At 69.1% G+C, this 23,506-nt stretch carries 25 protein-coding genes; 14 read left to right on the top strand and 11 right to left on the bottom strand.

What is annotated here, in order from left to right:
* Genes WFJ97_RS05075 through WFJ97_RS05095 form a run of 5 tightly spaced genes read right to left on the bottom strand, consistent with a single transcriptional unit; the run spans position 1 to position 5,429 of the window.
* Positions 1-867, bottom strand: a complete 867-nt coding sequence (locus tag WFJ97_RS05075) for an ABC transporter ATP-binding protein (protein ID WP_336640690.1) — start codon at positions 865-867, stop codon at positions 1-3.
* Positions 864-1,721 carry an ABC transporter ATP-binding protein gene (locus WFJ97_RS05080; RefSeq protein ID WP_336640691.1) on the bottom strand — a complete coding sequence of 286 codons (858 nt, stop codon included), beginning with the start codon at positions 1,719-1,721 and terminating at the stop codon, positions 864-866. The genes WFJ97_RS05075 and WFJ97_RS05080 overlap by 4 nt, the downstream gene beginning before the upstream one ends.
* A complete protein-coding gene (locus WFJ97_RS05085) occupies positions 1,718-2,707 on the bottom strand; it encodes an ABC transporter permease (protein WP_247632583.1) in 990 nt (329 codons plus the stop codon). The genes WFJ97_RS05080 and WFJ97_RS05085 overlap by 4 nt, the downstream gene beginning before the upstream one ends.
* A complete protein-coding gene (locus WFJ97_RS05090) occupies positions 2,700-3,695 on the bottom strand; it encodes an ABC transporter permease (RefSeq protein WP_247622971.1) in 996 nt (331 codons plus the stop codon). Before WFJ97_RS05090 ends, WFJ97_RS05085 begins: the two co-directional genes overlap by 8 nt.
* Before the next feature lie 42 nt (positions 3,696-3,737).
* Entirely contained in the window at positions 3,738-5,429 is a 1,692-nt protein-coding gene (locus tag WFJ97_RS05095) for an ABC transporter substrate-binding protein (protein WP_336640692.1), read from the bottom strand.
* Positions 5,430-5,689: 260 nt separating this feature from the next.
* Here WFJ97_RS05095 and WFJ97_RS05100 point away from each other — a divergent pair, with 260 nt between their 5' ends.
* From WFJ97_RS05100 to WFJ97_RS05130, 7 genes are read left to right on the top strand one after another with little or no spacing between them, the layout of a single operon-like run.
* The gene (locus WFJ97_RS05100; protein ID WP_336640693.1) at positions 5,690-6,406 is read left to right on the top strand and encodes an NUDIX hydrolase; all 717 of its coding nucleotides are present in this window, start codon (positions 5,690-5,692) and stop codon (positions 6,404-6,406) included.
* Complete coding sequence (nadA, locus tag WFJ97_RS05105; RefSeq protein WP_247622974.1) at positions 6,403-7,740, top strand: quinolinate synthase NadA; 1,338 nt, start codon at positions 6,403-6,405, stop codon at positions 7,738-7,740. Before WFJ97_RS05100 ends, nadA begins: the two co-directional genes overlap by 4 nt.
* Positions 7,737-9,209 carry an L-aspartate oxidase gene (gene nadB, locus WFJ97_RS05110; protein WP_336640694.1) on the top strand — a complete coding sequence of 491 codons (1,473 nt, stop codon included), beginning with the start codon at positions 7,737-7,739 and terminating at the stop codon, positions 9,207-9,209. The genes nadA and nadB overlap by 4 nt, the downstream gene beginning before the upstream one ends.
* Positions 9,209-10,060, top strand: a complete 852-nt coding sequence (gene nadC, locus WFJ97_RS05115) for a carboxylating nicotinate-nucleotide diphosphorylase (protein WP_336640695.1) — start codon at positions 9,209-9,211, stop codon at positions 10,058-10,060. Before nadB ends, nadC begins: the two co-directional genes overlap by 1 nt.
* Before the next feature lie 5 nt (positions 10,061-10,065).
* The gene (locus WFJ97_RS05120; protein ID WP_336640696.1) at positions 10,066-11,202 is read left to right on the top strand and encodes a cysteine desulfurase family protein; all 1,137 of its coding nucleotides are present in this window, start codon (positions 10,066-10,068) and stop codon (positions 11,200-11,202) included.
* 23 nt (positions 11,203-11,225) lie between these two features.
* Entirely contained in the window at positions 11,226-12,173 is a 948-nt protein-coding gene (locus tag WFJ97_RS05125; protein WP_336640697.1) for a glycosyltransferase family 2 protein, read from the top strand.
* 16 nt (positions 12,174-12,189) lie between these two features.
* The gene (locus WFJ97_RS05130; RefSeq protein WP_336640698.1) at positions 12,190-12,960 is read left to right on the top strand and encodes an SDR family NAD(P)-dependent oxidoreductase; all 771 of its coding nucleotides are present in this window, start codon (positions 12,190-12,192) and stop codon (positions 12,958-12,960) included.
* Between the two features lie 21 nt (positions 12,961-12,981).
* Here the strand turns inward: WFJ97_RS05130 and WFJ97_RS05135 are convergent, their stop codons facing one another.
* Complete coding sequence (locus tag WFJ97_RS05135) at positions 12,982-15,051, bottom strand: ABC transporter ATP-binding protein (protein WP_336641857.1); 2,070 nt, start codon at positions 15,049-15,051, stop codon at positions 12,982-12,984.
* Positions 15,052-15,217: 166 nt separating this feature from the next.
* Here WFJ97_RS05135 and WFJ97_RS05140 point away from each other — a divergent pair, with 166 nt between their 5' ends.
* Positions 15,218-16,696, top strand: coding sequence for an MDR family MFS transporter (locus WFJ97_RS05140; protein ID WP_336640699.1), 1,479 nt, complete (start codon positions 15,218-15,220; stop codon positions 16,694-16,696).
* A gap of 23 nt (positions 16,697-16,719) precedes the next feature.
* Here the strand turns inward: WFJ97_RS05140 and WFJ97_RS05145 are convergent, their stop codons facing one another.
* Complete coding sequence (locus WFJ97_RS05145; protein ID WP_247622981.1) at positions 16,720-16,869, bottom strand: hypothetical protein; 150 nt, start codon at positions 16,867-16,869, stop codon at positions 16,720-16,722.
* A 110-nt stretch (positions 16,870-16,979) separates the two neighbouring features.
* Here WFJ97_RS05145 and WFJ97_RS05150 point away from each other — a divergent pair, with 110 nt between their 5' ends.
* Entirely contained in the window at positions 16,980-17,585 is a 606-nt protein-coding gene (locus tag WFJ97_RS05150; RefSeq protein WP_336640700.1) for a carboxymuconolactone decarboxylase family protein, read from the top strand.
* A 22-nt stretch (positions 17,586-17,607) separates the two neighbouring features.
* Positions 17,608-18,198, top strand: a complete 591-nt coding sequence (locus tag WFJ97_RS05155) for a 1-acyl-sn-glycerol-3-phosphate acyltransferase (RefSeq protein WP_336640701.1) — start codon at positions 17,608-17,610, stop codon at positions 18,196-18,198.
* 4 nt (positions 18,199-18,202) lie between these two features.
* Here WFJ97_RS05155 and WFJ97_RS05160 read toward each other — a convergent pair whose 3' ends face one another.
* Positions 18,203-18,409 carry a hypothetical protein gene (locus tag WFJ97_RS05160; protein ID WP_336640702.1) on the bottom strand — a complete coding sequence of 69 codons (207 nt, stop codon included), beginning with the start codon at positions 18,407-18,409 and terminating at the stop codon, positions 18,203-18,205.
* Positions 18,410-18,475: 66 nt separating this feature from the next.
* On the opposite strand from WFJ97_RS05160, the gene WFJ97_RS05165 reads away from it, so the two are divergent.
* Positions 18,476-18,988 (top strand): DUF6328 family protein, encoded by a 513-nt coding sequence (locus WFJ97_RS05165; RefSeq protein WP_336640703.1) that lies wholly within the window; start codon positions 18,476-18,478, stop codon positions 18,986-18,988.
* 57 nt (positions 18,989-19,045) lie between these two features.
* On the opposite strand, the gene WFJ97_RS05170 is transcribed toward WFJ97_RS05165, so the two are convergent.
* Positions 19,046-19,600, bottom strand: a complete 555-nt coding sequence (locus WFJ97_RS05170) for a Dps family protein (RefSeq protein WP_247622986.1) — start codon at positions 19,598-19,600, stop codon at positions 19,046-19,048.
* Positions 19,601-19,690: 90 nt separating this feature from the next.
* On the opposite strand from WFJ97_RS05170, the gene WFJ97_RS05175 reads away from it, so the two are divergent.
* From WFJ97_RS05175 to WFJ97_RS05185, 3 genes are all read left to right on the top strand, one after another.
* Positions 19,691-20,197, top strand: a complete 507-nt coding sequence (locus WFJ97_RS05175; protein ID WP_336640704.1) for a GNAT family N-acetyltransferase — start codon at positions 19,691-19,693, stop codon at positions 20,195-20,197.
* 107 nt (positions 20,198-20,304) lie between these two features.
* Positions 20,305-20,604: a Fe-S cluster assembly protein HesB gene (locus tag WFJ97_RS05180; protein WP_247622988.1), complete on the top strand. Its 300-nt coding sequence runs from the start codon at positions 20,305-20,307 to the stop codon at positions 20,602-20,604.
* Between the two features lie 111 nt (positions 20,605-20,715).
* Complete coding sequence (locus WFJ97_RS05185) at positions 20,716-21,060, top strand: LysR family transcriptional regulator (protein ID WP_247622989.1); 345 nt, start codon at positions 20,716-20,718, stop codon at positions 21,058-21,060.
* A gap of 3 nt (positions 21,061-21,063) precedes the next feature.
* Here WFJ97_RS05185 and WFJ97_RS05190 read toward each other — a convergent pair whose 3' ends face one another.
* Both WFJ97_RS05190 and WFJ97_RS05195 read right to left on the bottom strand, forming a co-directional pair.
* Complete coding sequence (locus WFJ97_RS05190; protein WP_336640705.1) at positions 21,064-22,728, bottom strand: ABC-F family ATP-binding cassette domain-containing protein; 1,665 nt, start codon at positions 22,726-22,728, stop codon at positions 21,064-21,066.
* A gap of 25 nt (positions 22,729-22,753) precedes the next feature.
* Complete coding sequence (locus WFJ97_RS05195) at positions 22,754-23,407, bottom strand: alpha/beta fold hydrolase (RefSeq protein ID WP_247622991.1); 654 nt, start codon at positions 23,405-23,407, stop codon at positions 22,754-22,756.
* Positions 23,408-23,506 lie beyond the last annotated feature (99 nt).

The following is a 23,506-nucleotide window of genomic DNA, read 5'->3' on the forward strand; positions in this document are numbered from 1 at the left end:
CTAGCGGGTCTCCGCCGCGAGCTCCCGCCTGACCTCGTCGCGCAGGCGACCGAGGTTCTCGGGCTCCGGCGCGGCACCCAGCAACGTCTTCGTGTAGGCGTGCTGCGGGTTCAGGATGACCTCGTCGGCCGGGCCGCGCTCGACCACATCGCCCTTGTAGAGCACCATGATCTCGTCGGAGAAGTGCCGGGCGGTGGCGAGATCGTGGGTGATGTAGAGCACGCCAAGGTCGTCTTCGCGCTGCAGATCCGCGAGCAGGTTGAGCACCCCGAGTCGGATCGACACGTCGAGCATAGAGACCGGCTCATCGGCGACGATGAACCGCGCGCCCGGGGCGAGCGCACGCGCGATCGCGACACGCTGACGTTGCCCGCCCGAGAGCTCGTGGGGCTTGCGCTCGGCGAAGCTCTTCGCCGGCGACAACCGCACGCGATCCAGCAGCTCCAGGGCACGCTCGTGCACCTGCGCGCCGCTCCACTCGGGGTGGTGGATGCGCAGCGGCCGCTCGAGGTGGTGGACGATCGAGTGGAACGGGTTCAGTGAGGCGAACGGGTCCTGGAACACCATCTGCACGTCGGAGCGATAGCGGGCGAGCGACTGCCCCCGCGTGCCGGTCTCGGTTCCGTCGAGCAGGATCTGCCCGCTCGTCGGCGTCTCGAGCTTCATCAGCATGCGCGCGATCGTGGACTTGCCCGATCCGGACTCCCCGACCAGCGCGATCGTCCTGCCCGCCTCGAGCGTGAAGGAGACGTCCTTCACCGCGTGCAGGATGCTGGTCTTGAAGCCCGACCGCAGGTGGAAGTCTTTCGTGAGGTGCCGCGCCTCGAGCGTGCGCGCGGCGGCACCGGCATCCGTGTGAGCGCTCATCGCACCTGCTCCTGACTCTCGTGCATTCCGGTGCGGACGAAGTCCCCGCGCTCTCCGCGCAGACTGGGGAAGCTCGACAGCAGCCGCTTGGTGTACTCGTGCTGCGGAGATCGGTAGATCTCCTCGGCGGTTCCCTGCTCGACGATCTCGCCCTGCAGCATCACGGCGATGCGGTCGGAGATCTCGATCAGCATCGGCAGGTCGTGGGTGATGAAGATCACCGCGAAGCCGAGCTTCTCGCGCAGCCGCATGATCTCGCGGATGATCCCGCGCTGCACGACCACGTCGAGCGCCGTCGTGGGCTCGTCCATGATCATGACCTGCGGGTCGAGGGCCAGAGCCATCGCGATCATCATTCGCTGACGCATGCCGCCCGAGAGCTCGTGCGGGAAACTCGTCAGTCGCGCGGGGTCGACGCCCACCAGTGTCAGCAGCTCCTCGGCGCGCTCCCTCTTCGCCGCGCGCGTCATACCGGGGCGATGCGTGTCGAAGATGTCGTAGATCTGGGCCCGGACGTCGATCACGGGGTTGAGCGAGTTCATCGCGCCCTGGAACACCATCGAGATCTTGTCCCAGCGGAAGGCCCGCAGACCGTCGTCGCGCAGGCCGACGATGTCGATGTCGTCGCCGTCGCGGTCGTGGAAGACGATCTCCCCGCTCGTCATGAGGGCCGGAGCCTTGAGCAGCCGATTCATGCCGTAGGCGAGCGTGGTCTTGCCGCACCCCGACTCCCCCGCGAGACCGAGGATCTCGCCGCGGTGAAGAGTCAGCGAGACGTTGCGGACGGCCTTGACCGGCGGATCGACCTCGTACTCGATCGAGACGCCGCGGGCGGTGAGGACGGCGTCGCTCATGCCGCGACCCCCTTCGTCTTGGCTGCCCGGCGCACGCGTCGTGCGGCATCCGGCGCGTTGCGCAGCTTCGGGTTGATGATCTCGTCGATGGCGAAGTTGATCAGCGCGAGCCCCGCGCCGAGGAGCGCGATCATCACGCCCGGCGGCACGAACCACCACCACGCTCCGCGTCCGAGTGCCTGCCCGGACTGCGCGTCGTTGAGGATCGTGCCCCACGTGATCGAGGAGTTCGGGCCGAGCCCCAGGTACGACAGGCCCGCCTCGCCGAGGATCGCGAAGATGATCGCGAAGAGGAACTGCGCGGTCAGCAAGGGCAGGAGGTTCGGCATGATCTCGACGAGGATCACCCGGAACGATCGCTCACCGGCCACCTTCGCGGCCGACACGTAGTCGCGGGTACGGAGCGAGCGCGTCTGCAGCCGCAGCACGTACGCGGCACCCGCCCACGACGTGATGCCGAGCACGAACGCCACCAGCTGCCAACTGCGCTGCGGCACGAACGACGCGATCACCATCACGAGCGGCAGGCCGGGGATGACGATCATCACGTTGGTGATGAGGGCGAGCCCGTCTTCGCGCCACCCGCCGAGGTATCCGGCGAGCACGCCGAAGAGCAGCGACAGCACGATCGCGATGCCGCCGGCGGTGACCCCGACGAGCAGTGAACCCTGCGCGCCGATCGCGAGCTGGGCGAGCATGTCGTTGCCGAGCTTGGTCGTGCCCAGCCAGTGCTCGGCGGAAGGCGGCTGCAGGGCTGCGTTGTCGGTGCTCCGCGGGTTCTGCGTGAAGAACGGCGCGATGATCGCGAACAGCGTGATCGCGAGCACGAGCACGAGGCCGGTCACGAACTTCGCCGAGCGGGTGGGCATCAGTCCGCGTCCCCGCCTCGATCGGCCGGTCGCGGTGGCGAGCGTCATGGTCGTGGCAGGCGTGTCGGTCGGCTGCTCCTTGACGATCTGCATCGGGGTGAGCTTGGTGTCAGACATTCTGGCGAGCCCTCGGGTCGATGAATCCGTAGATGAGATCCATGAAGAAGTTGGCGGCGAGCACGGTGATCGTGATGACGAGGAAGAGTCCCTGCATCAGCGCGTAGTCGTTGTTAGTGACGGCCTGGAACATCAGCTTGCCGATGCCCGGGTAGGTGAAGACCTGCTCCATGACGATGGACCCGGCGACCACGAACCCGAGGGTGATCGAGAAGCCCGCGATCGACGGGATGGCCGCGTTGCGCGCGGCGTAGGTGGTGAGGATGCGCCGGGGACGCAGCCCCTTGGCCTCGGCGGTGAGAACGTAGTCCTCGGCGAGGGTCGAGACCATCATGTTGCGCATGCCGAACAGCCATCCGCCCACCGAGCTGATCACGATCGTGACCGCGGGGAGGATCGCGTGCGAGACGGCGTTCGTGAAGAACGCCCAGGTCGGCTCCGGGCCGTCCGGGAAGTCGAAGACGTCGTAGCCCCCGAAGATCGGGAACCAGCCGAGGCCGACCGCGAACACGGCGACGAGGATGAGCGCCATCCAGAAGTACGGGATCGACTGCAGCACGGTCGTGGCGGGGATCAGGTGATCGACCCACGTGCCGCGCTTCCACCCCGCCCAGGCGCCGAGCACGACGCCGAGGATGAACGAGATCACGGTCGCGGTGCCGACGAGGATCAGCGTCCACGGCAGCGCCTGCCCGATGAGCTCGGTGACCGGGGTCGGGAACTTCGTCACCGAGACGCCCAGGTCGCCCTGGAACATCCGCCCCCAGTAGGAGAGGTACTGCTCCCACAGCGACGAGTCGTCCCCTCCGAGGAGGAGCTTGATGTTGCGGATGGTCGTCTCCGAGACGTCACCGCCCGCGCGTTGCATCTTGGCGATCATGATGTCGGCGGGATTGCCCGGCATCATGCGGGGAAGCAGGAAGTTGATGGAGATCGCGGCCCACAGCGTGAAGGCGTAGAACCCGATCCGTCGTGCATAGAACTTCATGTGTGCGTCTTCCTTGACTTCCTGCTTCCCCGTTGGCGGTGCTTACTCGACCGGCTGCAGATGCGTCAGGACGTAGCCCGCCGCGATCGCGCCCCAGGACGGCGGGAACGCGTACAGATCGTCCTCCGTCGGCCAGCCCGTGTAGTCCTTCGTGTTGTAGAAGGTCTGGGTGGCGTTGATCACCAGCGGGATGTACGGGAGGTCGCGCACGATCTCGGTCTGGATCGTCGCGTACAGCTCCTTCTTCGTCGCCTCGTCGTTCGTGCTGATCGCGGACTGGATCGCGGCGTCGACGGTCGGGTTGTCGTAGCGGCTGAAGTTCCAGCGCCCGGTGGGGATCTCCTCGCCGACGGGGCCGGTCGAGGCGACGGCGGTGCCGCCGAACCAGTCGCGGTAGATCTGGAACGGATCGGCGACCGAGGTGCCGATCATGCCGCCGACGATGAGCTGGTACTCCCCGCTCTGACGGGTGTCGGAGAACTCCTGCCACTGCACGGTCGAGGCGTTGATCTTGATCCCCGCGGCCTCGGCCTGCTCGGCGATGAGCTTCGCGGCGTCGTTGTAGTCGGTCCATCCGTCGACCGAGGTCAGGCTGAGCTCGACGGGCACTCCGTCCTTCTCGTAGATGCCGTCGGAACCCTTCGTGTAGCCGGCGGCCTCGAGGATCGATCCGGCCTCGGCCGCGTCGGCCTCCTGCGGGCTGAGCTCGTTCGCGGGGTCGGCGACCCACTTCTCGTCGCGGGGCAGCAGGGCGTAGGTGGGCGAGATCTCGGCGGTCAGGTCGACGAACGCCTTCTCCTTGATGGTGCCGCGATCGATCGCGGCGTTGAGAGCCTGGCGCACGGCGACGTCGGTCTGCGGTCCCGTGCAGCCGAGGTCGGCGTTGGAGCAGGTGTAGAGCACCGTCGGGTCCTGCGGCGTGTTGATCCAGTCGATCGCGCCGTTCGCGGTGACGTCATCCGGGTTCGGGATGAACATGCCGGTCCAGTCGAGCTTTCCGGCCGCGAGCAGGTCCTGCGCGGTCTGGTTGTTGTCGACCGCGATGTACTGCACCTTCTTGACGCCGAGGTCGGCGGCGTCGCGGAAGTTCTCGTTCGCGACCAGGGTGTACGACTCGCTCGTGGTCTTGTCGACGACGTAGGCGCCGGATCCGACCGGGTCCTCGTTGGCGAAGTTGGCGTAGTCGTCGACGTCCTTCCAGATGTGCTCGGGGAGGATGTACGTCGAGCCGAGCCGCTGGAACTCGGTGGTGTACTGGGCGCTGTCGTAGGTGAGCACGACGGTGGTGTCGTCGGTGGCTTCGGCCGACACCAGCCCGTTGGCCTCGGGGCTGTTGGCCTCGTAGCCGAACGAGAACGCGACGTCGGCCGCGGTGAGGGGCTCGCCGTCGCTCCACTTGAGGTCGGGCTTGATGGTGACGGTGATCACCGTGCCGTCCTCGTTGTACTCGTAGGTGTCGCCGATGAGGCCGACGGGCTCGGTGTCCGCGGTCTTGTTGAAGAAGAACAGCGGCTCGTAGATGGGGCCGAGCGCACCGTGGAGCACGGTGGGCGCGAAGGGGTTGTAGTTGGCCGTGATCGGGGTCTGGCTGCCCGCCCAGACGCGGAGGGCGCGGTCGCCGTTCGCGTCGGAGTCGCCGCTGCCGCCCGAACCGCAGGCGGTCAGGCCCAGAGCGAGGACGGATGCCCCCGCTACCGCGGTGAGCGCGATCTTGCGCTTGCCATTACGGATCATTCTTGATTCCTCTCGGTGCTGCACTGCAGGAGGGGTGCTCCGGGTGTGGAGCCGATCCTCGGGGGTGGGGATCGTGGCCGTCGTCGGCTGCTCTGCCGAGCGACGGGGTTTGTTAGGACAGTAACCTAACAAACCCCGTCCAGGGGGACAAGAGTTCTCTCCGCCGTCACATAACGTTTCGGACTCGACGCCGCGGAGCGTCATCCACTCGCACTAAGTGTCTCGATGACACTAAGATCGAGACGGAGGTTAAGGTAACTATGACTCGAACTGACGGCATCCGCGTCGCAGGTTCCACCGTGATCCTGACGCTGCGCCCGTCGGCGCCGGGCACTCCCGCGCTCGCGCTGCCCCTCGTGCGACGCACGCGCGAACCCTTCGCCGACCGCTGGGCACTGCCCGGCGGGTGGATCGCCCCCGACGAATCCCCGATCGACACCGCCGCGCGCACGCTCGCCGAGACCACGGGCCTCACCCCGTCGTATCTCGAGCAGCTGTACGCCTTCGGCGCCGTCGACCGCTCCCCCACGCGCGTGATCTCGATCGTGTACTGGGCGCTCCTGCGTCAGGACGAGGTCCTCGCGCAGAGCGCCGCGCACCGGGCATCCGGGCGCGCGCCCGAGAACGTCGAATGGTTCGACGTCGATGCGCTCCCCGAACTCGCCTTCGATCATGCCGACATCATCGAGTACGCCCTGTGGCGTCTGCGCAGCAAGGTCGGCTACAGCCGCGTCGCGCACGGCTTCCTCCCCTCCGAGTTCACGCTCGCCGACCTGCGCGAGGCCTACGAGGCGATCCTCGGCCGGCAACTCGATCCCGCCAACTTCCGGCGTCAGGTCGAGGCGACGGGCAACCTCATCCCCACCGACCGCTTCCGCACCGGCAGCCACCGTCCCGCCCGCCTGTACCGCGACAACACCGACGTCGAACTGGCCGCCCGCGGCCCCCTCGGTCCCGAAGAAACGAGCATCCGATGAGCATCACCTTCGTCCCCGCACCCGCCGTCCCGCCGCGAGACGGCTCGGTCGATCACGCGATCCAGGCGATCGTCACCGGCGCGTCCGTCGACGAGACCTGTACCACCGACCTCGCCGTCGGCCCCTGGGACTTCGACACCCGCCCCGGGTACGGACCGGGCTCGTCGATGGGCGACGTGATCCCGACCGGAGCTCCGCGTCAGGGAGAGCTCCCCGTCGCCTACCGCGAGGCGGACGAGGCCGAGCTCGATGAGCGCATCCGCGCCGCCAAGCAGACGCTCGGCGACCGCGTGGTCGTGCTCGGACACTTCTACCAGCGCGAGGAGGTCGTGCGCCACGCCGACTACGTGGGCGACTCCTTCCAGCTCGCGACGGCGGCCAAGGGCCGACCGGATGCCGAGGCGATCGTGTTCTGCGGCGTGCACTTCATGGCCGAGACCGCCGACCTGCTCTCGGGCCCCGACCAGGCCGTGATCCTTCCGAACCTCGCGGCCGGCTGCTCGATGGCCGACATGGCCGACATCGATCAGGTCGAGGAGTGCTGGGAGCAGCTCGAAGACGTGCTCGGCGATCTCGACGCGATCGACGAGGACGGACGCGTGCCGGTCATCCCGGTCACCTACATGAACTCCTCCGCTGCGATCAAGGGATTCGTGGGTCGGCACGGCGGCATCGTCTGCACGTCGTCCAATGCGCAGACCGTGCTCGAGTGGGCGTTCGAGCGCGGACGCCGTGTGCTGTTCTTCCCCGACCAGCACCTCGGCCGCAACACCGCCAAGGCGATGGGAGTGCCGCTCGAGCAGATGCCGATGTGGAACCCGCGCAAGCCCCTCGGCGGGTCGAGCGCCGAGGTCCTCGAGGACTCCCGGGTGATCCTGTGGCACGGCTTCTGCTCGGTGCACCGCCGGTTCACGGTCGGGCAGATCGAGCAGGCGCGCGCCGAGCACCCGGGCGTGCGGGTGATCGTGCATCCGGAGTGCCCGATGGAGGTCGTGGATGCGGCCGACGAGGCGGGATCGACCGACTACATCCGACGCGCGATCGATGCGGCGACCGAACCCACGACTTTCGCTATCGGCACCGAGATCAACCTCGTCAAGCGACTGGCCGCGCAGTACCCGCAGCACGAGATCTTCTGCCTCGACCCGGTCGTGTGCCCGTGCTCGACGATGTACCGCATCCACCCCGGCTACCTCGCCTGGGTGCTCGAGGAGCTCGTCGCGGGCCGCACTCCGAACCGGATCACCGTCACGTCCGACGTCGCCGACCCCGCGCGCGTCTCCTTGGAGCGGATGCTCGCCGCGAAGCCGCCGGTGGTTGCGAGCGCGCGATGAACGTCATCGTGGTGGGCTCGGGCGTCGCGGGCCTCACCGCGGCCCTGCACGCGCATGAGGCGGGTCACACCGTCACGGTGGTGACGAAGGGCACGCTCGGCGACGGATGCACGGGGTACGCGCAGGGCGGAGTCGCGGGTGTCTACGGGGCGGGCGACTCGGCTGTCCTGCACGCCGCCGACACGATGACCGCGGGAGCCGGTCTGTCGGACGAGGCAGCGGTCGGGGTGCTCGTCGCGGACGGCGCCGCTCGGATCGCCGAGCTGATCGCCCGCGGAGCAGCCTTCGACCGCTCCCCCGACGGCGCGCTCCTGCTCGGTCGCGAAGCCGCGCACAGCCACGCGCGCATCGTGCACGCGGGCGGCGACGCCACCGGCGCCGAGATCGCCCGTGCCCTCACCGCCGCCGTGCGCGGAACCGGGATGGCGGTCGTCGAGCACGCGTTCCTCGTCGACCTGATCGTCGACGGGGGTGCCGTGCGCGGCATCCGTCTGCTGCGCGACGGGCAGTCGGACGAGTTCGACGCGGATGCCGTCGTGCTCGCGACCGGAGGCGCCGGGCACCTCTACGCGCACACCACGAATCCCGACGGCACGACCGGTGACGGCATCGCCGCCGCCCTGCGCGCGGGCGTGGCGGTCGCCGACCTCGAGTTCGTGCAGTTCCACCCGACGATCCTCGACGCGCAGCCCGCCTTCCTGATCTCCGAGGCCGTCCGGGGCGAGGGTGCGACACTGATCGACGACACGGGTCGCCGCTTCACGTTCGACAGCCACCCCGACGGTGAACTCGCACCGCGCGATGTCGTGTCGCGGGCCATCGCGCGTCAGGCCGCCCGGCAGGGTTCGCCCGTTCGTCTCGACGCCACGATGCTCGGCGCCCCGACCCTGGCTCGGCGCTTCCCGACGATCGACCGCGTCACGCGCGAGCGCGGCTTCGATTGGGCGCGCGAGCCGATCCCCGTGACCCCGGCGGCGCACTACCTGATGGGCGGGATCGCGACCGATCTCGACGGTCGTACGACCAGGCCCGGTCTCTTCGCCGTGGGCGAGGCCGCGCGCACCGGCGTGCACGGCGCGAACCGCCTCGCCTCGAACTCGCTGCTCGAGGGCGCAGTCTTCGGGGCCCGCGCCGCTGCGGCGATCGGAGCGCCCTGGCCTCGGCCGCAGGCGCCGGAGCCGCACGCGATCGTCGAAAACGCGGCGACGCCGATCTCCGCGCCGTTCTCGCGCGACGCCCTCCAGCGACTGATGTGGGACGAGGTGGGGCTGCTGCGCACCGACGACGGACTGCGACTCGCGCTCGCGACCATCCGCGCCTGGCGCGCCGCGCTCCCCACCCCGATCGACGTCGCCGCGCACGAGGACGCGAATCTGCTGGTGCTCGCCGAGGCGACGGCATCCGCTGCTCTCCTGCGCACCGCGTCGGTCGGCGCCCACTTCCGCGAACCCGCCCTGATCGGAGTCTGATGCTCACCGCCGCCACCCTCACCCGTGTCGTCGCCGCCGCCCTCGAGGAGGATGCGCCCTGGGGCGACCTGACGAGTGAAGCACTGATCCCCGCCGATGCGACGGCCACCGCGGATCTCGTCGCGCGCGAGCCCGGCGTCTTCAGCGGCGGCACCGTCTTCACCGCCGCCTTCGCCCTCACCGACCCCGATGTGACCGTCGACCTGCACGTCGGTGACGGCGATGCGTTCGAGACCGGCGACGTGCTCGCCTCCGTCTCGGGCTCGGCGCGCAGCATCCTCACCGCCGAGCGCGTTGCACTGAACTTCACCCAGCGCATGAGCGGCATCGCGACGGTCACCGCAGCGTACGTCCGAGCGGTCGCGCAGACGCCCGTTCGGATCGCCGACACACGTAAGACGACACCCGGCCTGCGCGCCTTCGAGCGCCATGCCGTCGCCTGCGGCGGCGGCAGCAACCACCGGTACTCCCTGTCGGATGCCGTGATGGCGAAGGACAACCATCTCGCCGTCCTCACCCGTTCCGGCGTCGATACCGCCACGGCGCTGCGCGCCGCGATCGCGCGCCTTCCGCACACCGCGCACGTCGTGGTCGAGGTGGATCGCCTCGACCAGATCCCCGCCGTGCTCGAGGGAGGGGCGCACACCGTGCTGCTCGACAACTTCACCTTCGACGACCTCCGCGCGGGCGTCGCCATGATCGACGGGCGCGCCACGGTCGAGGCGTCCGGAGGCGTGAATCTCGACACGGTCGCCGCGATCGCCGCGACCGGAGTCGACGTCATCTCGGTCGGTGCGCTCACGCACTCCGCTCGCGCACTCGACCTCGGCCTGGATCTGCGGATCGGCTGACGCGGGTGCTCTACCTCGATCACGCCGCGACCTCGCCGGTGCGCCCGGAGGTCCTCGAGGCGATGCGGCCGTATCTCACGGACGTCTTCGGCAACCCCTCGAGCCACCACACGGTGGGCGAGGCCGCGGCGAGCGCACTGGACGACGCGCGACGTCGTGTCGCCCGGGCGCTCGGCATGCGCACCGGTGACGTGGTGTTCACCTCGGGCGGCACCGAGGCGAACAACCTGGCGGTCAAGGGCATCACGCTCGGCGCCCTCGCGAGAGGCAAGCGCCATCTGATCGTCTCGCCGATCGAACACGAGTCGATCCTCGAGTCCGCGGACTTCCTGCGCCGTTTCCACGGCATCGAGGTGTCGCTCCTGCCCGTCGACGGATGCGGAAGGATCGCGGCATCCGACCTGCAGGCGCTCCTGCGCGACGACACGGCACTCGTGAGCGTCGGCCATGCGAACAACGAGATCGGCACGGTGCAGGATGCCGCGTCGCTCGCCGATCTCGCCCGGGATGCCGGGGTGCCCCTGCATCTCGACGCCGTGCAGTCCGCCGGGTGGCTGCCCCTCGACGGACTGGGTGCGGATGCCGTCTCGATCGCCGGGCACAAGCTCGGCGCCCCGAAGGGAACCGGCGCTCTCGCCGTGCGCGGGCGCGTTCCGCTCGAACCCCTGCTGCACGGCGGCAGGCAGGAGCGCGGGCGTCGGTCGGGAACCGAGAACGTCGCGGGAGCGGTGGCGCTGGCCACGGCTCTCGACCTGGCCGAGGCCGAACGGGTGGATGTCGTCACGCGGGTCGGGCGGGCGACGGCTCGTTTCATCTCCGCGGTTCTGACGGCGGTGCCACAGGCGGCGCTCACGGGAGACCCTGCGCAGCGGCTCCCCGGAACCGCGAGCTTCACGTTCGCCGGCACGAGCGGGGAATCGGTGCTGCTCGAACTCGAGCGACGCGGGGTGGTCTCGTCGAGCGGCTCGGCGTGCGCGGCGGGCAGCGACGAGCCCTCCCCCGTCTTGCTGGCGTGCGGAATCGAGCCTGCGATCGCGCAGACCTCGGTGCGCTTCACCTTCGGTCGCGGAGCGCTCCCCGACGACGCCCCCGAGCACCTCGCCCGGCTCGTCGCGGAGTCGGTGCGCGCCGTCCTCGCCTGACCCCGCGGCCATAGAATCGGGGGGTGAGCGCACCCGACCCGATCGTGACGATGATCGTCCCCGGGCGGGACATCGCCGCCTTCGCCCCCGCCGCGATCGACTCGCTGCGCGCGCAGACCGAGCCGCGCTGGCGGGCGATCCTCGTCGACGACGGTTCGACCGACGCCACCGATGATGTGTTCCGGGCGGCCGCGGCCGATGATCCGCGCTTCCGCCTGCTCCGCCGCGACGAGGCTCACGGTCTCGGTGCCGCGCGGAACGCCGGACTCGAGCTCGTCGACACGCCCCTCCTCGGATTCCTCGATGCCGATGACGAACTCACCCCGACCGCGCTCGCCCGCCTCACCGGCACCCTCGCCGAGAGCGGCAGCGACTTCGTGGCGGGAGCGTACGTGCGCACGCGCGCGCAGGGTGACTCCTACGTGGCCGGCCGCGTGCAGCCCTGGGTAGCCACGGCCACGGACCCGCAGCGCCTCGGCACGACGATCCTCGACCACCCGGCCGCGTCGGCGAACATCGTGGCCTGGTCGAAGATCAGCCGCACCGACTTCTGGGGAGACCTGCGCTTCCCCGACGGAGTCGCTTACGAGGATCAGGTCGTGGCGCAGCTGATGTACACCCGGGCGACCGCCTTCGACGTGATCCCCGATGTGGTCGCGCACTGGCGGGTCCGCGCCGACGGCACCTCGATCACGCAGGGCAAGGCTCGGCTCCCCGTGCTGCTGGACTACCTCGCGGCGTTGCGCGGCGGCATCCGCGTGCTGCAGGATGCCGGAGCGCACGACGCCGTCGCCGCCCGTCTCTCGCTCATCGTCGCGATGGATCTGCCCCCGCTCCACGAGATCGCCCGCACGCACCTCGACCCCGCCTACGCAGCGGCGGTCTCGGAGTTCGTCACCGAGATCGAGGCGCTTCCCGAGTTCGCCCACGCCTCCCCCGACCACTCGCTCACGGCCGCCCTCAGCTGGTGACGCACCCGGAGACCCCATGACCTACCTCGACAGCCTCTTCTCGCTCACCGGACGCACGGCGATCGTCACGGGCGGCAGTTCCGGGATCGGGCGCGGGATAGCGACCGCCCTCGCCGGAGCGGGTGCGTCCACCGTGATCGTCGCCCGCGGCGCCGATCGCATCGCCGCGACCGTCCACGCGCTGCGCGATGCCGGCGGGACCGCGGAGGGAGTGATCGGGGACCTCAGCTCCCGCGACGGCATCCGCGCCGCCGCCGAAGACGCGGCACGACCCTTCGGTGAGCCCGACATCGTCGTGCACTCCGCCGGGATCAACATCCGCCCGCCCTTCGCCGAGATCACGGAGGACGACTGGGACGCGACCATGACCGTCAACGCGCTCGCGCCCTTTCTGCTCGGACAGCGTTTCGCGCCCGGAATGGCGGAGCGCGGCTATGGGCGCCTCATCCACATCAGCTCGCAGCAGGCGCACCGCGCCTTCGCCACGAGCGGCATCTACGGAGCATCCAAGGGTGCCGTGGAGTCCCTCATGCGCTCCGAGGCCGAGGCCTGGGGCGGCACCGGGGTGACGAGCAACACGCTCGTTCCCGGCTTCGTCCTGACACCGCTCAACGCCCGGCTGCAGCAGGATCCGCAGGCTGTCGCGAGTCTCGCCGCGCGCACGATGATCGGGCGGAACGGACTGCCCGAGGACTTCGCGGGTGCTGCGGTCTTCCTCGCCGGCGCAGGCTCGGCCTACGTGACCGGGCACTCGCTCTTCGTCGACGGCGGTCTCTCGGCGCACTGATCACGATCCGGTCGCGGCCGTTCACTCCTGCGGCGGATAGACCCGATCGTCCGTCGCGGCATCCAGGAGCGGCACGGCGGCCGTCAGCGGGACGGATGCCGTCAGCGTCTCGACCGCGTCGGCCGACACGGGGTCTTCCGGAGCGCGATCGGCCCGGCGATCGCGCAGTGCGCCGGCCACTCCGCCCGAAACGGTCATCTCGATGGCCGCCTCGGTCGCGAGCACACGGGACGCGGCCACCTGCTGGGCGGCGAGCTCGGCGTAGAGCCCATCGTGCGCGAGCAGCTCGGCGTGGGTACCGGACTCGACGATGCGCCCCGCCTCGAGCACGTGGATCACGTCGGCGCCCATCACGGTCGAGAGTCGATGTGCGATCGAGATCGTCGTCCGGCCCTTCGCGGCCTCGTCGAGCGCCTCCTGCACGACGCGCTCCGACACCGTGTCGAGGGCCGACGTCGCCTCGTCGAGCAGCAGTACGGGGGGATCTTTCAGCAGCACGCGCGCGATGGCGATGCGTTGCTTCTCGCCGCCGGACAGACGGTATCCGCGCTCGCCCACCACGGTGTCGTAGCCGTTCTCGAACCCCGAGATGATGTGGTGGATGTTCGCCGCCGTGGTCGCCTCGATCAGCTCCTCCTCGCTCGCGTCGGGCTTGGCGTACAGCAGGTTCTCGCGGATGGTCGCGTGGAAGAGGTAGGTCTCCTGCGACACGATGCCCACGTTGTCGATGATCGACTCCTGCGTGAGCGTGCGCACGTCGGCGCCGGCGAAGAGCACGGCTCCGCCGCGGGCCTCGTACAGGCGCGGAGCGAGGTAGAGCACCGTGGTCTTTCCCGCTCCGGACGGACCGACGAACGCCACGTGCTGGCCGGGCTCCGCGACGAACGAGACCCCGTCGAGGGTGGGCCGGGCGTCATCAGTCGCATCGGGATAGCGGAAGACGACCTCGCGGAACTCGACGCGCCCTCGCGGTCCCGGAGCATCCGCCACTGAGATCGCATCGGGGGCGTCCTCGATCTCGGGCACCAGGTCGAGGTACTCGAAGATGCGCGCGAACAGGGCCGAAGAGGTCTGCAGATCGAGCGAGACGCGCATCAGGCCCATGAGCGGCTGCAGGAGCCGCGCCTGCACCGTGGTGAAGGCGACGACGGTGCCGGCGGTGATCGCGCCGGTCCCTCCCGCGATGAGGTAGCCCGAGACCAGGTAGATGATCGCCGGCACGCTCGCCATGATGACCTGCACCACCGCGAAGAAGCCCTGGCCGCTCATCGCCCGGCGCACCTGCAGGTGCACCTGGTTGCGGTTCTCGGCCTGGTAGCGCTGCGATTCCGCGCGCTGCCGATTGAACGCCTTCGACAGCAGCATGCCCGACACGCTCAAGGTCTCCTGCGTGATCGAGGTGAGCTCCGACAGGGACTCCTGGGTCTCGCCCGCGATCCGCGCACGCACCTGCCCGACCCGGCGTTGCACGATGATCAGGAACGGCATGAGGATGATCGCGATGAGGGTCAGACGCCAGTCGATCAGGATCATCGCCACGAGCGAGGCGATCACGGTGACCGCATTGCCGAGGATGCTCGTGACGGTGTTCGTCAGCACACCGGAGACGCCACCGACATCGTTCTGCAGGCGCGACTGGATCACGCCGGTCTTGGTGCGGGTGAAGAACCCCAGCTCCATCGCCTGGAGGTGCTCGAACAGGCGCACCCGCAGATCTCCTGTGACACTGTTGCCGACGGTCGAGGTGAGCCACGTCTGCGCGACGCCGAGCGCCGCGGACCCGAGGAAGAGCCCCATCATGGCGACCACGAGCCAGACCAGGAGCTCGAGGTGCGGACCGCCGCCGTCGACGGGGAAGAGCGCATCGTCGAACACGCGCTGCACGATCAGCGGCGGGATCACGGCGATGCCCGCGCCCAGCACGACGAGGATGCCGGTCACGACGATCCGCCACTTGTACGGACGGAAGAGCGTCACCACTCGGGCTCCGAGGCCGCTGATGCGCGGAGCCTCGGCGTTCAGCCGGCGCTGCGCATCTTCGTCGACACCGCGGAAGCCCCCGGGATGCCTCCCACCCATTCCGCCGCCCATGCTCATGAGGTCAGCGTAGCCAGCGGTGGGGACATCAGGGTCGCGGCGTCCGCCCTCAGCAGATATATCGCGGGCTCGGAATGAAATGTCCGATCCTGTGGTTACGCTGAATGATCCTGGCGCACTCGCGCACCGTTCTCTCTCTTTCCTGTGCCCTGGAGGCCGTATGTCTGCCGTCGACACCGGGTCGATCCCGACCACCGCTCCCGCCGACGGGACGATCGCGCGTTCCGACATGCGGGTGATCTGGCTGCTCCTGGTCGCCGCGTTCGTGGCGATCCTCAACGAGACCACCATGGGGATCGCGATCCCCCACCTCAACACCGACCTCGGCATCCCGCCCGAGCTCGGTCAGTGGCTCACCAGCGCCTTCATGCTCACCATGGCCGTCGTGATCCCGACGACCGGGTTCATCCTGCAGCGCTTCACGACGCGTCAGGTGTTCATCGCCGCGATGATCTCCTTCTCGCTCGGCACCCTGGTGTCGCTGATCGCCCCCGGTTTCGCCGTGCTGCTCGTCGGCCGCGTGATCCAGGCCGTCGGCACGGGAATCATGATGCCGCTGCTCATGACGACGATCATGAACGTCGTGCCCCCGCAGTCGCGCGGGCGCATGATGGGTCGCGTCGGCATGGTGATCTCCCTCGCTCCCGCGACAGGCCCCGTGCTCGCGGGCGCCGTGCTCGAGGTGTTCAACTGGCGCGCGCTGTTCGCGATCATCCTCCCGATCGCCCTGATCGCCCTCGCCATGGGCATCCGCTGGATGACGAACCTCGGCGAGACGCGCCGTATGCCCCTCGACGTTGTCTCCATCCCGCTCGCCGCTCTCGGCTTCGGTGGAATCGTGTTCGGCATCAGCCAGCTCGGCGGCGAGGGCGCCGGAGCCGGTGCGACAACGGGCGTCATCGCGCTCGTCGTGGGCGTCGTCTCGCTCGGGCTGTTCGTCTGGCATCAGCTCGTGCTCCAGCGCGTCGACGACGCGCTGCTCGACCTGCGCGTCTTCCGTTCGACGAACTTCACCTTCTCGGTGATCATCATGTCGATCCTCGCGCTGTCGATGTTCGGAACGCTCACGCTGCTCCCGCAGTACCTGCAGAACGTCGTCGGACTCGAGTCCTTCTCCGCGGGCCTCATCCTGCTCCCCGGTTCGGTGCTGATGGGTCTGCTCGGCCCGATCATGGGTCGTGTGTACGACGCACGCGGCACGCGCCCGCTGCTGATCCCCGGCACGATCCTGGTCTCTGCCGCGCTGTTCTTCTACTCGACCGTCAGCGAGCACACCGAGTGGTGGGTGCTGGTGATCGTGCAGGCCGTGATGTCGGTCGGCCTCGCGATGTCGTTCACGCCTCTGTTCTCGGCATCGCTCGGTTCACTGCAGCGTTCGCTCTACTCGCACGGCTCGGCCGTGCTCAACACCATGCAGCAGGTGGCGGGGGCGGCCGGTGTCGCGGTGCTGCTCGTCACCTACTCCGCGATCCTGCACTCGGGTGAAGAGCAGGGTCTCTCGACCGCACTGGCCGGTGCACCGGGCGCGCGCATGGCGTTCCTGATCGCGGCCATCATCTCGCTCGCGGCCGTGGCGCTGAGCCCGTTCGTCCGGAAGCCGGCCGACGACGCCGGCGGAGAGTTCCACGGCGGACACTGACGCCGCATGGCGGCGTCTGGCGCTTATCCCGTCTTCTTCGGAGCGGGGAAGTGGCAGACGCCGCCGCTGCAGAGGCCTGCAGCTTCCCCGTCGAGAAGGTTGAGGGTTCCGGGCAGAGGTGCCAGCCCGAGGGCGGCGTCCTGCTCGGTGGTGTCTCCCTGCTGATCGGTCATCCCTCGATCGTACGCCTGTCCTGAGGCAGCGGCGTCGATCCGGGTGTTGCGTCGCGCCCGCGCGGCGTAACGTTCGCTGTGGACTCGAGAGTCGAGGCGAAGGAGCAGCGATGATCATCACTCCCCCGGATGCGGCATCCGTCGTGGGGCACGCCGCCGCGATGTACGCCGACGACATCGCCGAAGACGGATTCGTCTACGTCCACACCCAGGCGATGGCGATCAATCCCGAGGCGCACGCCGCCTTCGAAGAGCTGATACGGGCCGTCGTGCCGTCGATCGGCGTGCGGGTCTACGAGGCTGCGACCCTCGGCGCCGCACGCGCGATCGGTTCGACGCACTGTCTGCTGGCGCACAGTCGACGCGCTCTCGCCGTCGGGGTGCTCGACGAGGCCGGCCTGGCGGCGTTCACGGCTCACGACGATCGCGGATTCGGCCCGGCCGAGCAGGCGGTCGTGCGCTATTCGGCCCGCCTGTCGACCACACCCCGGGCGATGACGGATGCCGATTCCCAGGAGCTGCGCGATCTCGGGTTCACCGATCGGCAGATCGTCGACATCACGCTCGCGGCGTCTCTGCGCAACTATTTCAGCCGCGCACTGCAGGCCCTTGCGGTGCCCGTCGACGCCGTGCCGGGGCTTCCCCCGGGTACGGCGGCCGCTCTCATCCGCCTCGCCGGCGACTCCGAGGCATCCTCGTCGCCAGCGGACGGATAGCCGCTCCCCCTACGGTGGAGAGATGATCACGCGTTCGATAGCCCGCCTCTTCTGGGCCCTCAGCCGTTGGACGCTCGTCGGGCACGACGCCGTCCCCACGCGGCCAACGATCCTCATCGGAGCACCGCACACCTCGAACTGGGACTTCGTCCTCATGCTCGCGATCGCCTGGCGGCTCGGGATCGATGTGCACTGGCTCGGCAAGAAGAGCCTCTTCCGCGGCTGGAAAGGCCCGATCATGCGACGACTCGGCGGTGTCCCCGTCGATCGCGAGAACCCTGGGCGGGTCGTGTCCGACGTCGTCGGCCAGGTGCATGCGGGCGAGGTCTTCGGTCTCGTCATCACCCCGGACGGCACGCGCGGGGGCAACGACTTCTGGAAGTCGGGTTTCTACCGCATCGCGACCGAGACCGGGATGCCGCTGACACTCGGTTTCGTCGACCGAACGACCATGACGACGGGGCTCGGTCCGACGATCGAAGTCACCGGCGACGTGCGCTCCGACATGGAGCGCATCCGCGCCTTCTACGCCGACAAAGCGGGCGTGCGCCCCGAACGCCGCACCGAACCGCGCCTGCGCGAGGAGCAGCCGACCGATACGCCCATCGGCTGAGGAATCACTCCTCGGATGCCTCGACCTCGGCGCGCGCATAGTCGAGGTCGTCGTCCGACAGCGTCTCCTGCATGCCGACCACCGCACCGGTGATCTCGCGGATCTCCTCGCGCACGGTGTCGGTGAGGTGAGGGAGGTCACCGTCGAGGAGGGTGCGTCGCGCGTCGATGGAGAGCTGCGGCCACCAGTCGCGGATCGGTGGAAGAGTCACGCGGTCATTCTCCCCTTCGGCTCACGCGTCTGGACAGGCATCCGCCCCAATCGACAGACTGAGTCCATGAGTACTGCGTCCGAGTTCGACGACCGTGCCGATGGTCGCGACGAGACCCCCAACGAGCGGGCTGATCGCAACTGGGACGAGCTGCTGCAGGAGCTCCGGGTGATGCAGACCGGCACGCAGATCCTCACGGGCTTCCTGCTCGCCGTCGCCTTCCAGCCGCGCTTCACCGACATGGACGAGCTGCAGCGCGATCTGTACGTCGTGCTGGTGGCACTGGCCGCGATCGCCACGATCCTCGCCCTCGCGCCGGTCGGGATGCACCGCGCTTTCTTCGGCCGACGGCGCAAACCCGAACTCGTGCACATCGCCGCGCGCATCGTGAAGATCGATCTCCTCGTCATCGGAGCGCTGACGATCGGGGTGACCACTCTCATCGTCGACTTCACCGTGAATCGCACCGCGGGTCTCATCGCCTTCGTCGCCGCGGTCGTCGCGGTCGGTGCCCTGTGGGTCGTTCTCCCGCGCATCATCCGCAACTCGGTGCGGCCGGGCGACAGCCCGAAGGACTGACCCGACCGCACCCCGACGCGCCGCTCCCCTGACGCGCGGCCGTGCGGATCGCTCCCTTCAGCGCCCCGCAGGCTCTCGGTTCTCCGCACTCACCATCCAGGCGAACTGCTCGAGGCGTTCGATGATGGCGTGGAGAAGATCTGCGGAGGTCGGGTCCTCGTCGTCGACGGCATCGTGCACATCGCGCAGCGTGCCGACCGTGGCCTCGAGGCGCTCGGTGATGAGGTCGACCGTCTCGGTGGTCGACACCTCTCCCGCCGGGAACTCCGGGAGCGAGGTCGCTGCGGCGATCGTGGCGCTCCGGCCGTCCGGCACGGCGTGCAGTGCACGCATGCGCTCGGCGATCGTGTCGCTGAATGCTCGGGCGTCGTCGATGATCTCGTCGAGCTGGCGGTGCATGTCGCGGAAGTTCCGACCGACGACGTTCCAGTGCGCCTGCTTCCCCTGCAGAGAGAGTTCGAGCAGATCGACGAGCACGGCCTGCAGATTCGCCGCCAGCGTCGACGAGGCGGTGAAGCCCTTCTCCGCGTTCTGGGTGCGCGTCGTCTTCGCGCCGCGCTTACTCGTGCCGGTCTTCTTCGCGGCCGACGTGGACGTGGTCTTGCTTGCCATTTTCTGACCTCCTGAAGGCGAACCTATCGTTCACCATCCGCCTTTCCGAGGGGGTTGACACCTCGGCACGGCAACACCGAACGTAGGCAGGTGACCGCACGAGAGAAGACATCGCAGAATCATCCGCACGAGGGCGCGACCCTCGAGATCTCCCCTCTTCGGGAGGAGGACGCCGGTGAAGTGCTCACGATTCAGCGCGCCGCGTTCGTCTCGGAGGCGCAGATCTACGGCAGCGCCGACATGCCGCCGCTGACGCAGACCCTCGACGAAGTGCGAGCGGAACTCGCCGCGGGCGAGGGTTTCGCCGCCCGTCTCGACGGTCGGGTGGTCGGTGCGATCCGGTTCCGAGACGGCACCGACCTCCTCCTGATCGGACGGATCGCGATCGCCCCCGATATGCAGGGGGAAGGAATCGGACGGGCGCTCCTGGAAGCAGCCGAGCAGGCATCGGCGGCCCCGGAGGCCGAACTGTTCACCGGCAGCCTGAGCGAGGCGAACATACGCCTGTACGAGGCGTGCGGCTACGTGGAGAGCGAGAGGATCCCCGACGGGGACGGGACCGAGCAGGTGTTCCTGCGAAAGCTGTTGCCCAGGTGAGAGGTTCCTCCGAACCGGCGCGTCGAGGTTGAAAGCGCGTCCCCGTTTCGGCATCGTGGCCCGGACACGTCGCGACCGCGGCGTGCCCCAACCGGAAGGAGAGTCTCGTGCTCACCCTCACCGATAACGCCTCCGCCATCGTCACCACCCTCGTGAGCCGCCAGAGCGAAGCTCCGGATGCCGGCCTCCGCATCCACTCCACCGAGGCCCAGGGCCCCAGCGGCGAGTCCCGCCTGGCCGTGCTGGTGACGACCGATCCCGAGCCGCAGGACCAGGTGGTCGAGATCTCGGGAACGCGTCTGTTCCTCGACGAGACCGCCGCCGTCGCCCTGGACGACAAGATCCTCGACGCGGGCGTCGACGACGAGGGGGCCGTGTCGTTCGCGGTCCTGCCCCAGGTCGCCTGACCCACAGACTTCGGATGCCGCGGCTCACCAGAGCCGCGGCATCCGCTGTGTCCGGCCGATCCCGTAGGTTGGGAGCAGAGCCGCGATCGCCGCGGACCCGAAGGCACCACCATGAAGATCGCCCTCCTGCGCCGCTACGTCGTCCTCGCCGAGACGCTCCATTTCCCGCGTGCCGCGGAGTCGCTCGGCATCCCCCTCGCCTCGCTCTACACGTCGCTCGACAAACTCGAGGAAGAGGTCGGGCACGCGCTGATCAATCGTGAGGGCACGCCGCGACTCACCCACGTCGGCGAGCTCTTCCTCGTCGAGGCGCAGGCCGCCGTCGCTGCTGCGCCCCCGCCCGCCCCGAAGAACGTCGCCCCGGCGGGCGGCAAGGCCAAGGCATCGAAGGGCAAAGGCAGGGCCCCGATCGTGAAGGGCCAGCCCAAGCCGTACAAGAAGCGTCAGGGGCGCTGACGCTCAGAGTTCGGCGACGTTCCCGTCGGTGACGTTCCAGCGCCGGTTCGTCTCGACGGCGTCGAGCATCCGCCGATCGTGCGTGACGAGCAGCAGCGTGCCCGTGTACGACTCGAGGGCCTGTTCCAGCTGCTCGATCGCCGGCAGATCCAGGTGGTTCGTCGGCTCGTCGAGTACGAGCAGGTTCACACCGCGTGCCTGCAGCAGCGCGAGCGCCGCGCGGGTGCGCTCCCCCGGAGACAGGCCATCGACCGGCCGCGTGACGTGGTCGGCCTTGAGCCCGAACTTGGCCAGCAGCGTGCGTACGTCGGCCGACGCCATCTCGGGCACGAGCAGTTCGAAGGCATCCGCGAGCGCCGCGTCGCCGACGAGGAGGGAGCGCGCCTGGTCGATCTCGCCGATCTGCACGCTGCTGCCGAGGCTCGCGCTCCCCTCGTCGGGGCTGCGCGTGCCGAGAAGGGTTCGCAGAAGCGTCGACTTTCCCGCACCGTTCGGACCCGTGATCCCGATGCGGTCGCCCCCGTCGACCTGGAGCGTCACCGGTCCGAGCGTGAAGGCCCCCTGTCGGACGACCACGCCGTTCAGCGTCGACACGACGGTGCTGGAGCGCGGTGCGGACCCGATCGTGAACTCGAGCTTCCACTCCTTACGGGGCTCCTCGACCTCGTCGAGGCGCGCGATGCGGCTCTCCATCTGGCGCACCTTCTGAGCCTGCTTCTCGCTCGACTCCATCGACGCCTTGCGCTTGATCTTGTCGTTGTCGGGAGACTTCTTCATGGCATTGCGCACGCCCTGGCTCGACCACTCGCGCTGCGTCCGCGCCCGGGCGACCAGATCGGCCTTCTTCTCGGCGAACTCGTCGTACTGCTCGCGCAGATGTCGCTTGACCGTCGCGCGCTCCTCGATGAACGCGTCGTACCCGCCGCCGTAGAGGCGGTTGGTCCCCTGCGCGAGGTCGAGCTCGAGCACCTTCGTCACGCTGCGCGCCAAGAACTCGCGGTCGTGGCTGACCAGCACCACGCCGCCGCGGAGACCTCGCACGAACGCCTCCAACCGATCCAGGCCGTCGAGATCGAGGTCGTTCGTGGGCTCGTCGAGCAGCACGACGTCGAACCTCGAGAGCAGCAGCGCCGCCAGACCGACCCGCGCCGCCTGGCCACCAGAGAGCGCCGTCATCATCGATTCGGGGGTCAGCGCGCCGCCGCTCGACGACCCGAGATCGGCCAGCACCGCCGGCAGACGTTCGTCGAGGTCGGCCGCCCCACTCGCGAGCCAGCGGTCGAGAGCGGTCGAATAGACATCGGCCGGGTCGACACCGGGTGCCGCGAGCGAGGGATCGCCGAGAGCCTCGGCCGCGGCATCCATCTGTCTCGTCGCTTCAGCACAGCCCGTGCGACGCGCGATGTACTCCGCGACGGTCTCGCCCGCGATGCGCTCGTGCTCCTGCGGCAGCCACCCGACGAAGGCGTCGGCCGGCGCGAGCGCGACGCTCCCCTCGATCGGAGCATCCGCCCCCGCGAGCAGGCGCAGGAGGGTGGACTTGCCGGCGCCGTTCGCGCCCACCACGCCGATGACGTCGCCGGGAGCGACCGTCAGGTCGACACCCTCGAAGAGGACGCGGTGGCCGTACCCACCGGAGAGGTTCTGGGCGACGAGGGTGGCGGTCATCAGACCATCCTCTCAGCCCGAGAGGTCAGTCCCAGTCGAGGTAGTCCTCGATCGCCCAGGAGGTCGCTCCCATGTGGGTGAACGGGAAGAGGTATCCGCCGCCGTCGACGCCGACGACGCTCACGCGGTCGGGGGCTGCGGCCTGCAGCTTCTCGCCGTTGACGACCGGGGCGATCGGGTCGTCGGTGCCCTGCACCACGAGCACCGGGAGTCCCTCGGCGAGCGGAGCGGGGGTCTCCCACGCGGCGGCCTGCAGCGCGTCGACCTCGGCGTCGCGGGCCGGGGCGGGGATCGCGGCGAGCGCCTCGGCCGAAGGGCCGGTCTCGTCCACGCCGAGCAGGAGCACGCCGTTGACACGATCGTGGTGGTCGAGAGCGACGACGCGTGCCACCGCACCGCCGAAGGCGTGACCTCCGACCCAGGCATCCGAGATCGAGAGGTGCGACATGACGTCGACGACGTCCTGCGCGAGGTCGTGCATCGTGACCGCGGCATCCGAGGGGCGACGCGAGCCGATGCTCACGACTCGGAAGTCCTCCTCCGACACGGAGTGCGACAGCAGCTCGAGGTAGGTGACGTTCAGACCGTGCCCGGCGATCAGGATCAGTGCGGGGCCCTCACCCTCTGCGGTGAAGGGGATCGCGCGTCCTGCGGGTTCGAAGATCTGAATGTCAGCCATAGTGCGGCAGTCTCCTTTGGTGAGGTGGGCCTTACCCAGCGTACCGGGCGGTCGCGGAAGTCACGAAGCCGGGAGTGCAACTCGCCTACCCCTGCGGCT

Origin of the sequence: Microbacterium sp. USHLN272 (assembly GCF_037149655.1) — a bacterium.
Lineage (GTDB): Bacteria > Actinomycetota > Actinomycetes > Actinomycetales > Microbacteriaceae > Microbacterium > Microbacterium galbinum.

Coding starts and splice junctions, on each gene's coding strand:
- nadB (WP_336640694.1), top strand. CDS start 7,737: ATGAACGTCATCGTGGTGGGCTCGGGCGTCGCGGGCCTCACCGCGGCC.
- WFJ97_RS05195 (WP_247622991.1), bottom strand. CDS start 23,407: ATGGCTGACATTCAGATCTTCGAACCCGCAGGACGCGCGATCCCCTTC.
- WFJ97_RS05165 (WP_336640703.1), top strand. CDS start 18,476: ATGAGTACTGCGTCCGAGTTCGACGACCGTGCCGATGGTCGCGACGAG.
- WFJ97_RS05090 (WP_247622971.1), bottom strand. CDS start 3,695: ATGAAGTTCTATGCACGACGGATCGGGTTCTACGCCTTCACGCTGTGG.
- WFJ97_RS05130 (WP_336640698.1), top strand. CDS start 12,190: ATGACCTACCTCGACAGCCTCTTCTCGCTCACCGGACGCACGGCGATC.
- WFJ97_RS05145 (WP_247622981.1), bottom strand. CDS start 16,869: ATGACCGATCAGCAGGGAGACACCACCGAGCAGGACGCCGCCCTCGGG.
- WFJ97_RS05150 (WP_336640700.1), top strand. CDS start 16,980: ATGATCATCACTCCCCCGGATGCGGCATCCGTCGTGGGGCACGCCGCC.
- nadA (WP_247622974.1), top strand. CDS start 6,403: ATGAGCATCACCTTCGTCCCCGCACCCGCCGTCCCGCCGCGAGACGGC.
- WFJ97_RS05170 (WP_247622986.1), bottom strand. CDS start 19,600: ATGGCAAGCAAGACCACGTCCACGTCGGCCGCGAAGAAGACCGGCACG.
- WFJ97_RS05190 (WP_336640705.1), bottom strand. CDS start 22,728: ATGACCGCCACCCTCGTCGCCCAGAACCTCTCCGGTGGGTACGGCCAC.
- WFJ97_RS05155 (WP_336640701.1), top strand. CDS start 17,608: ATGATCACGCGTTCGATAGCCCGCCTCTTCTGGGCCCTCAGCCGTTGG.
- WFJ97_RS05140 (WP_336640699.1), top strand. CDS start 15,218: ATGTCTGCCGTCGACACCGGGTCGATCCCGACCACCGCTCCCGCCGAC.
- WFJ97_RS05185 (WP_247622989.1), top strand. CDS start 20,716: ATGAAGATCGCCCTCCTGCGCCGCTACGTCGTCCTCGCCGAGACGCTC.
- WFJ97_RS05095 (WP_336640692.1), bottom strand. CDS start 5,429: ATGATCCGTAATGGCAAGCGCAAGATCGCGCTCACCGCGGTAGCGGGG.
- nadC (WP_336640695.1), top strand. CDS start 9,209: ATGCTCACCGCCGCCACCCTCACCCGTGTCGTCGCCGCCGCCCTCGAG.
- WFJ97_RS05085 (WP_247632583.1), bottom strand. CDS start 2,707: ATGTCTGACACCAAGCTCACCCCGATGCAGATCGTCAAGGAGCAGCCG.
- WFJ97_RS05080 (WP_336640691.1), bottom strand. CDS start 1,721: ATGAGCGACGCCGTCCTCACCGCCCGCGGCGTCTCGATCGAGTACGAG.
- WFJ97_RS05075 (WP_336640690.1), bottom strand. CDS start 867: ATGAGCGCTCACACGGATGCCGGTGCCGCCGCGCGCACGCTCGAGGCG.
- WFJ97_RS05135 (WP_336641857.1), bottom strand. CDS start 15,051: ATGGGCGGCGGAATGGGTGGGAGGCATCCCGGGGGCTTCCGCGGTGTC.
- WFJ97_RS05100 (WP_336640693.1), top strand. CDS start 5,690: ATGACTCGAACTGACGGCATCCGCGTCGCAGGTTCCACCGTGATCCTG.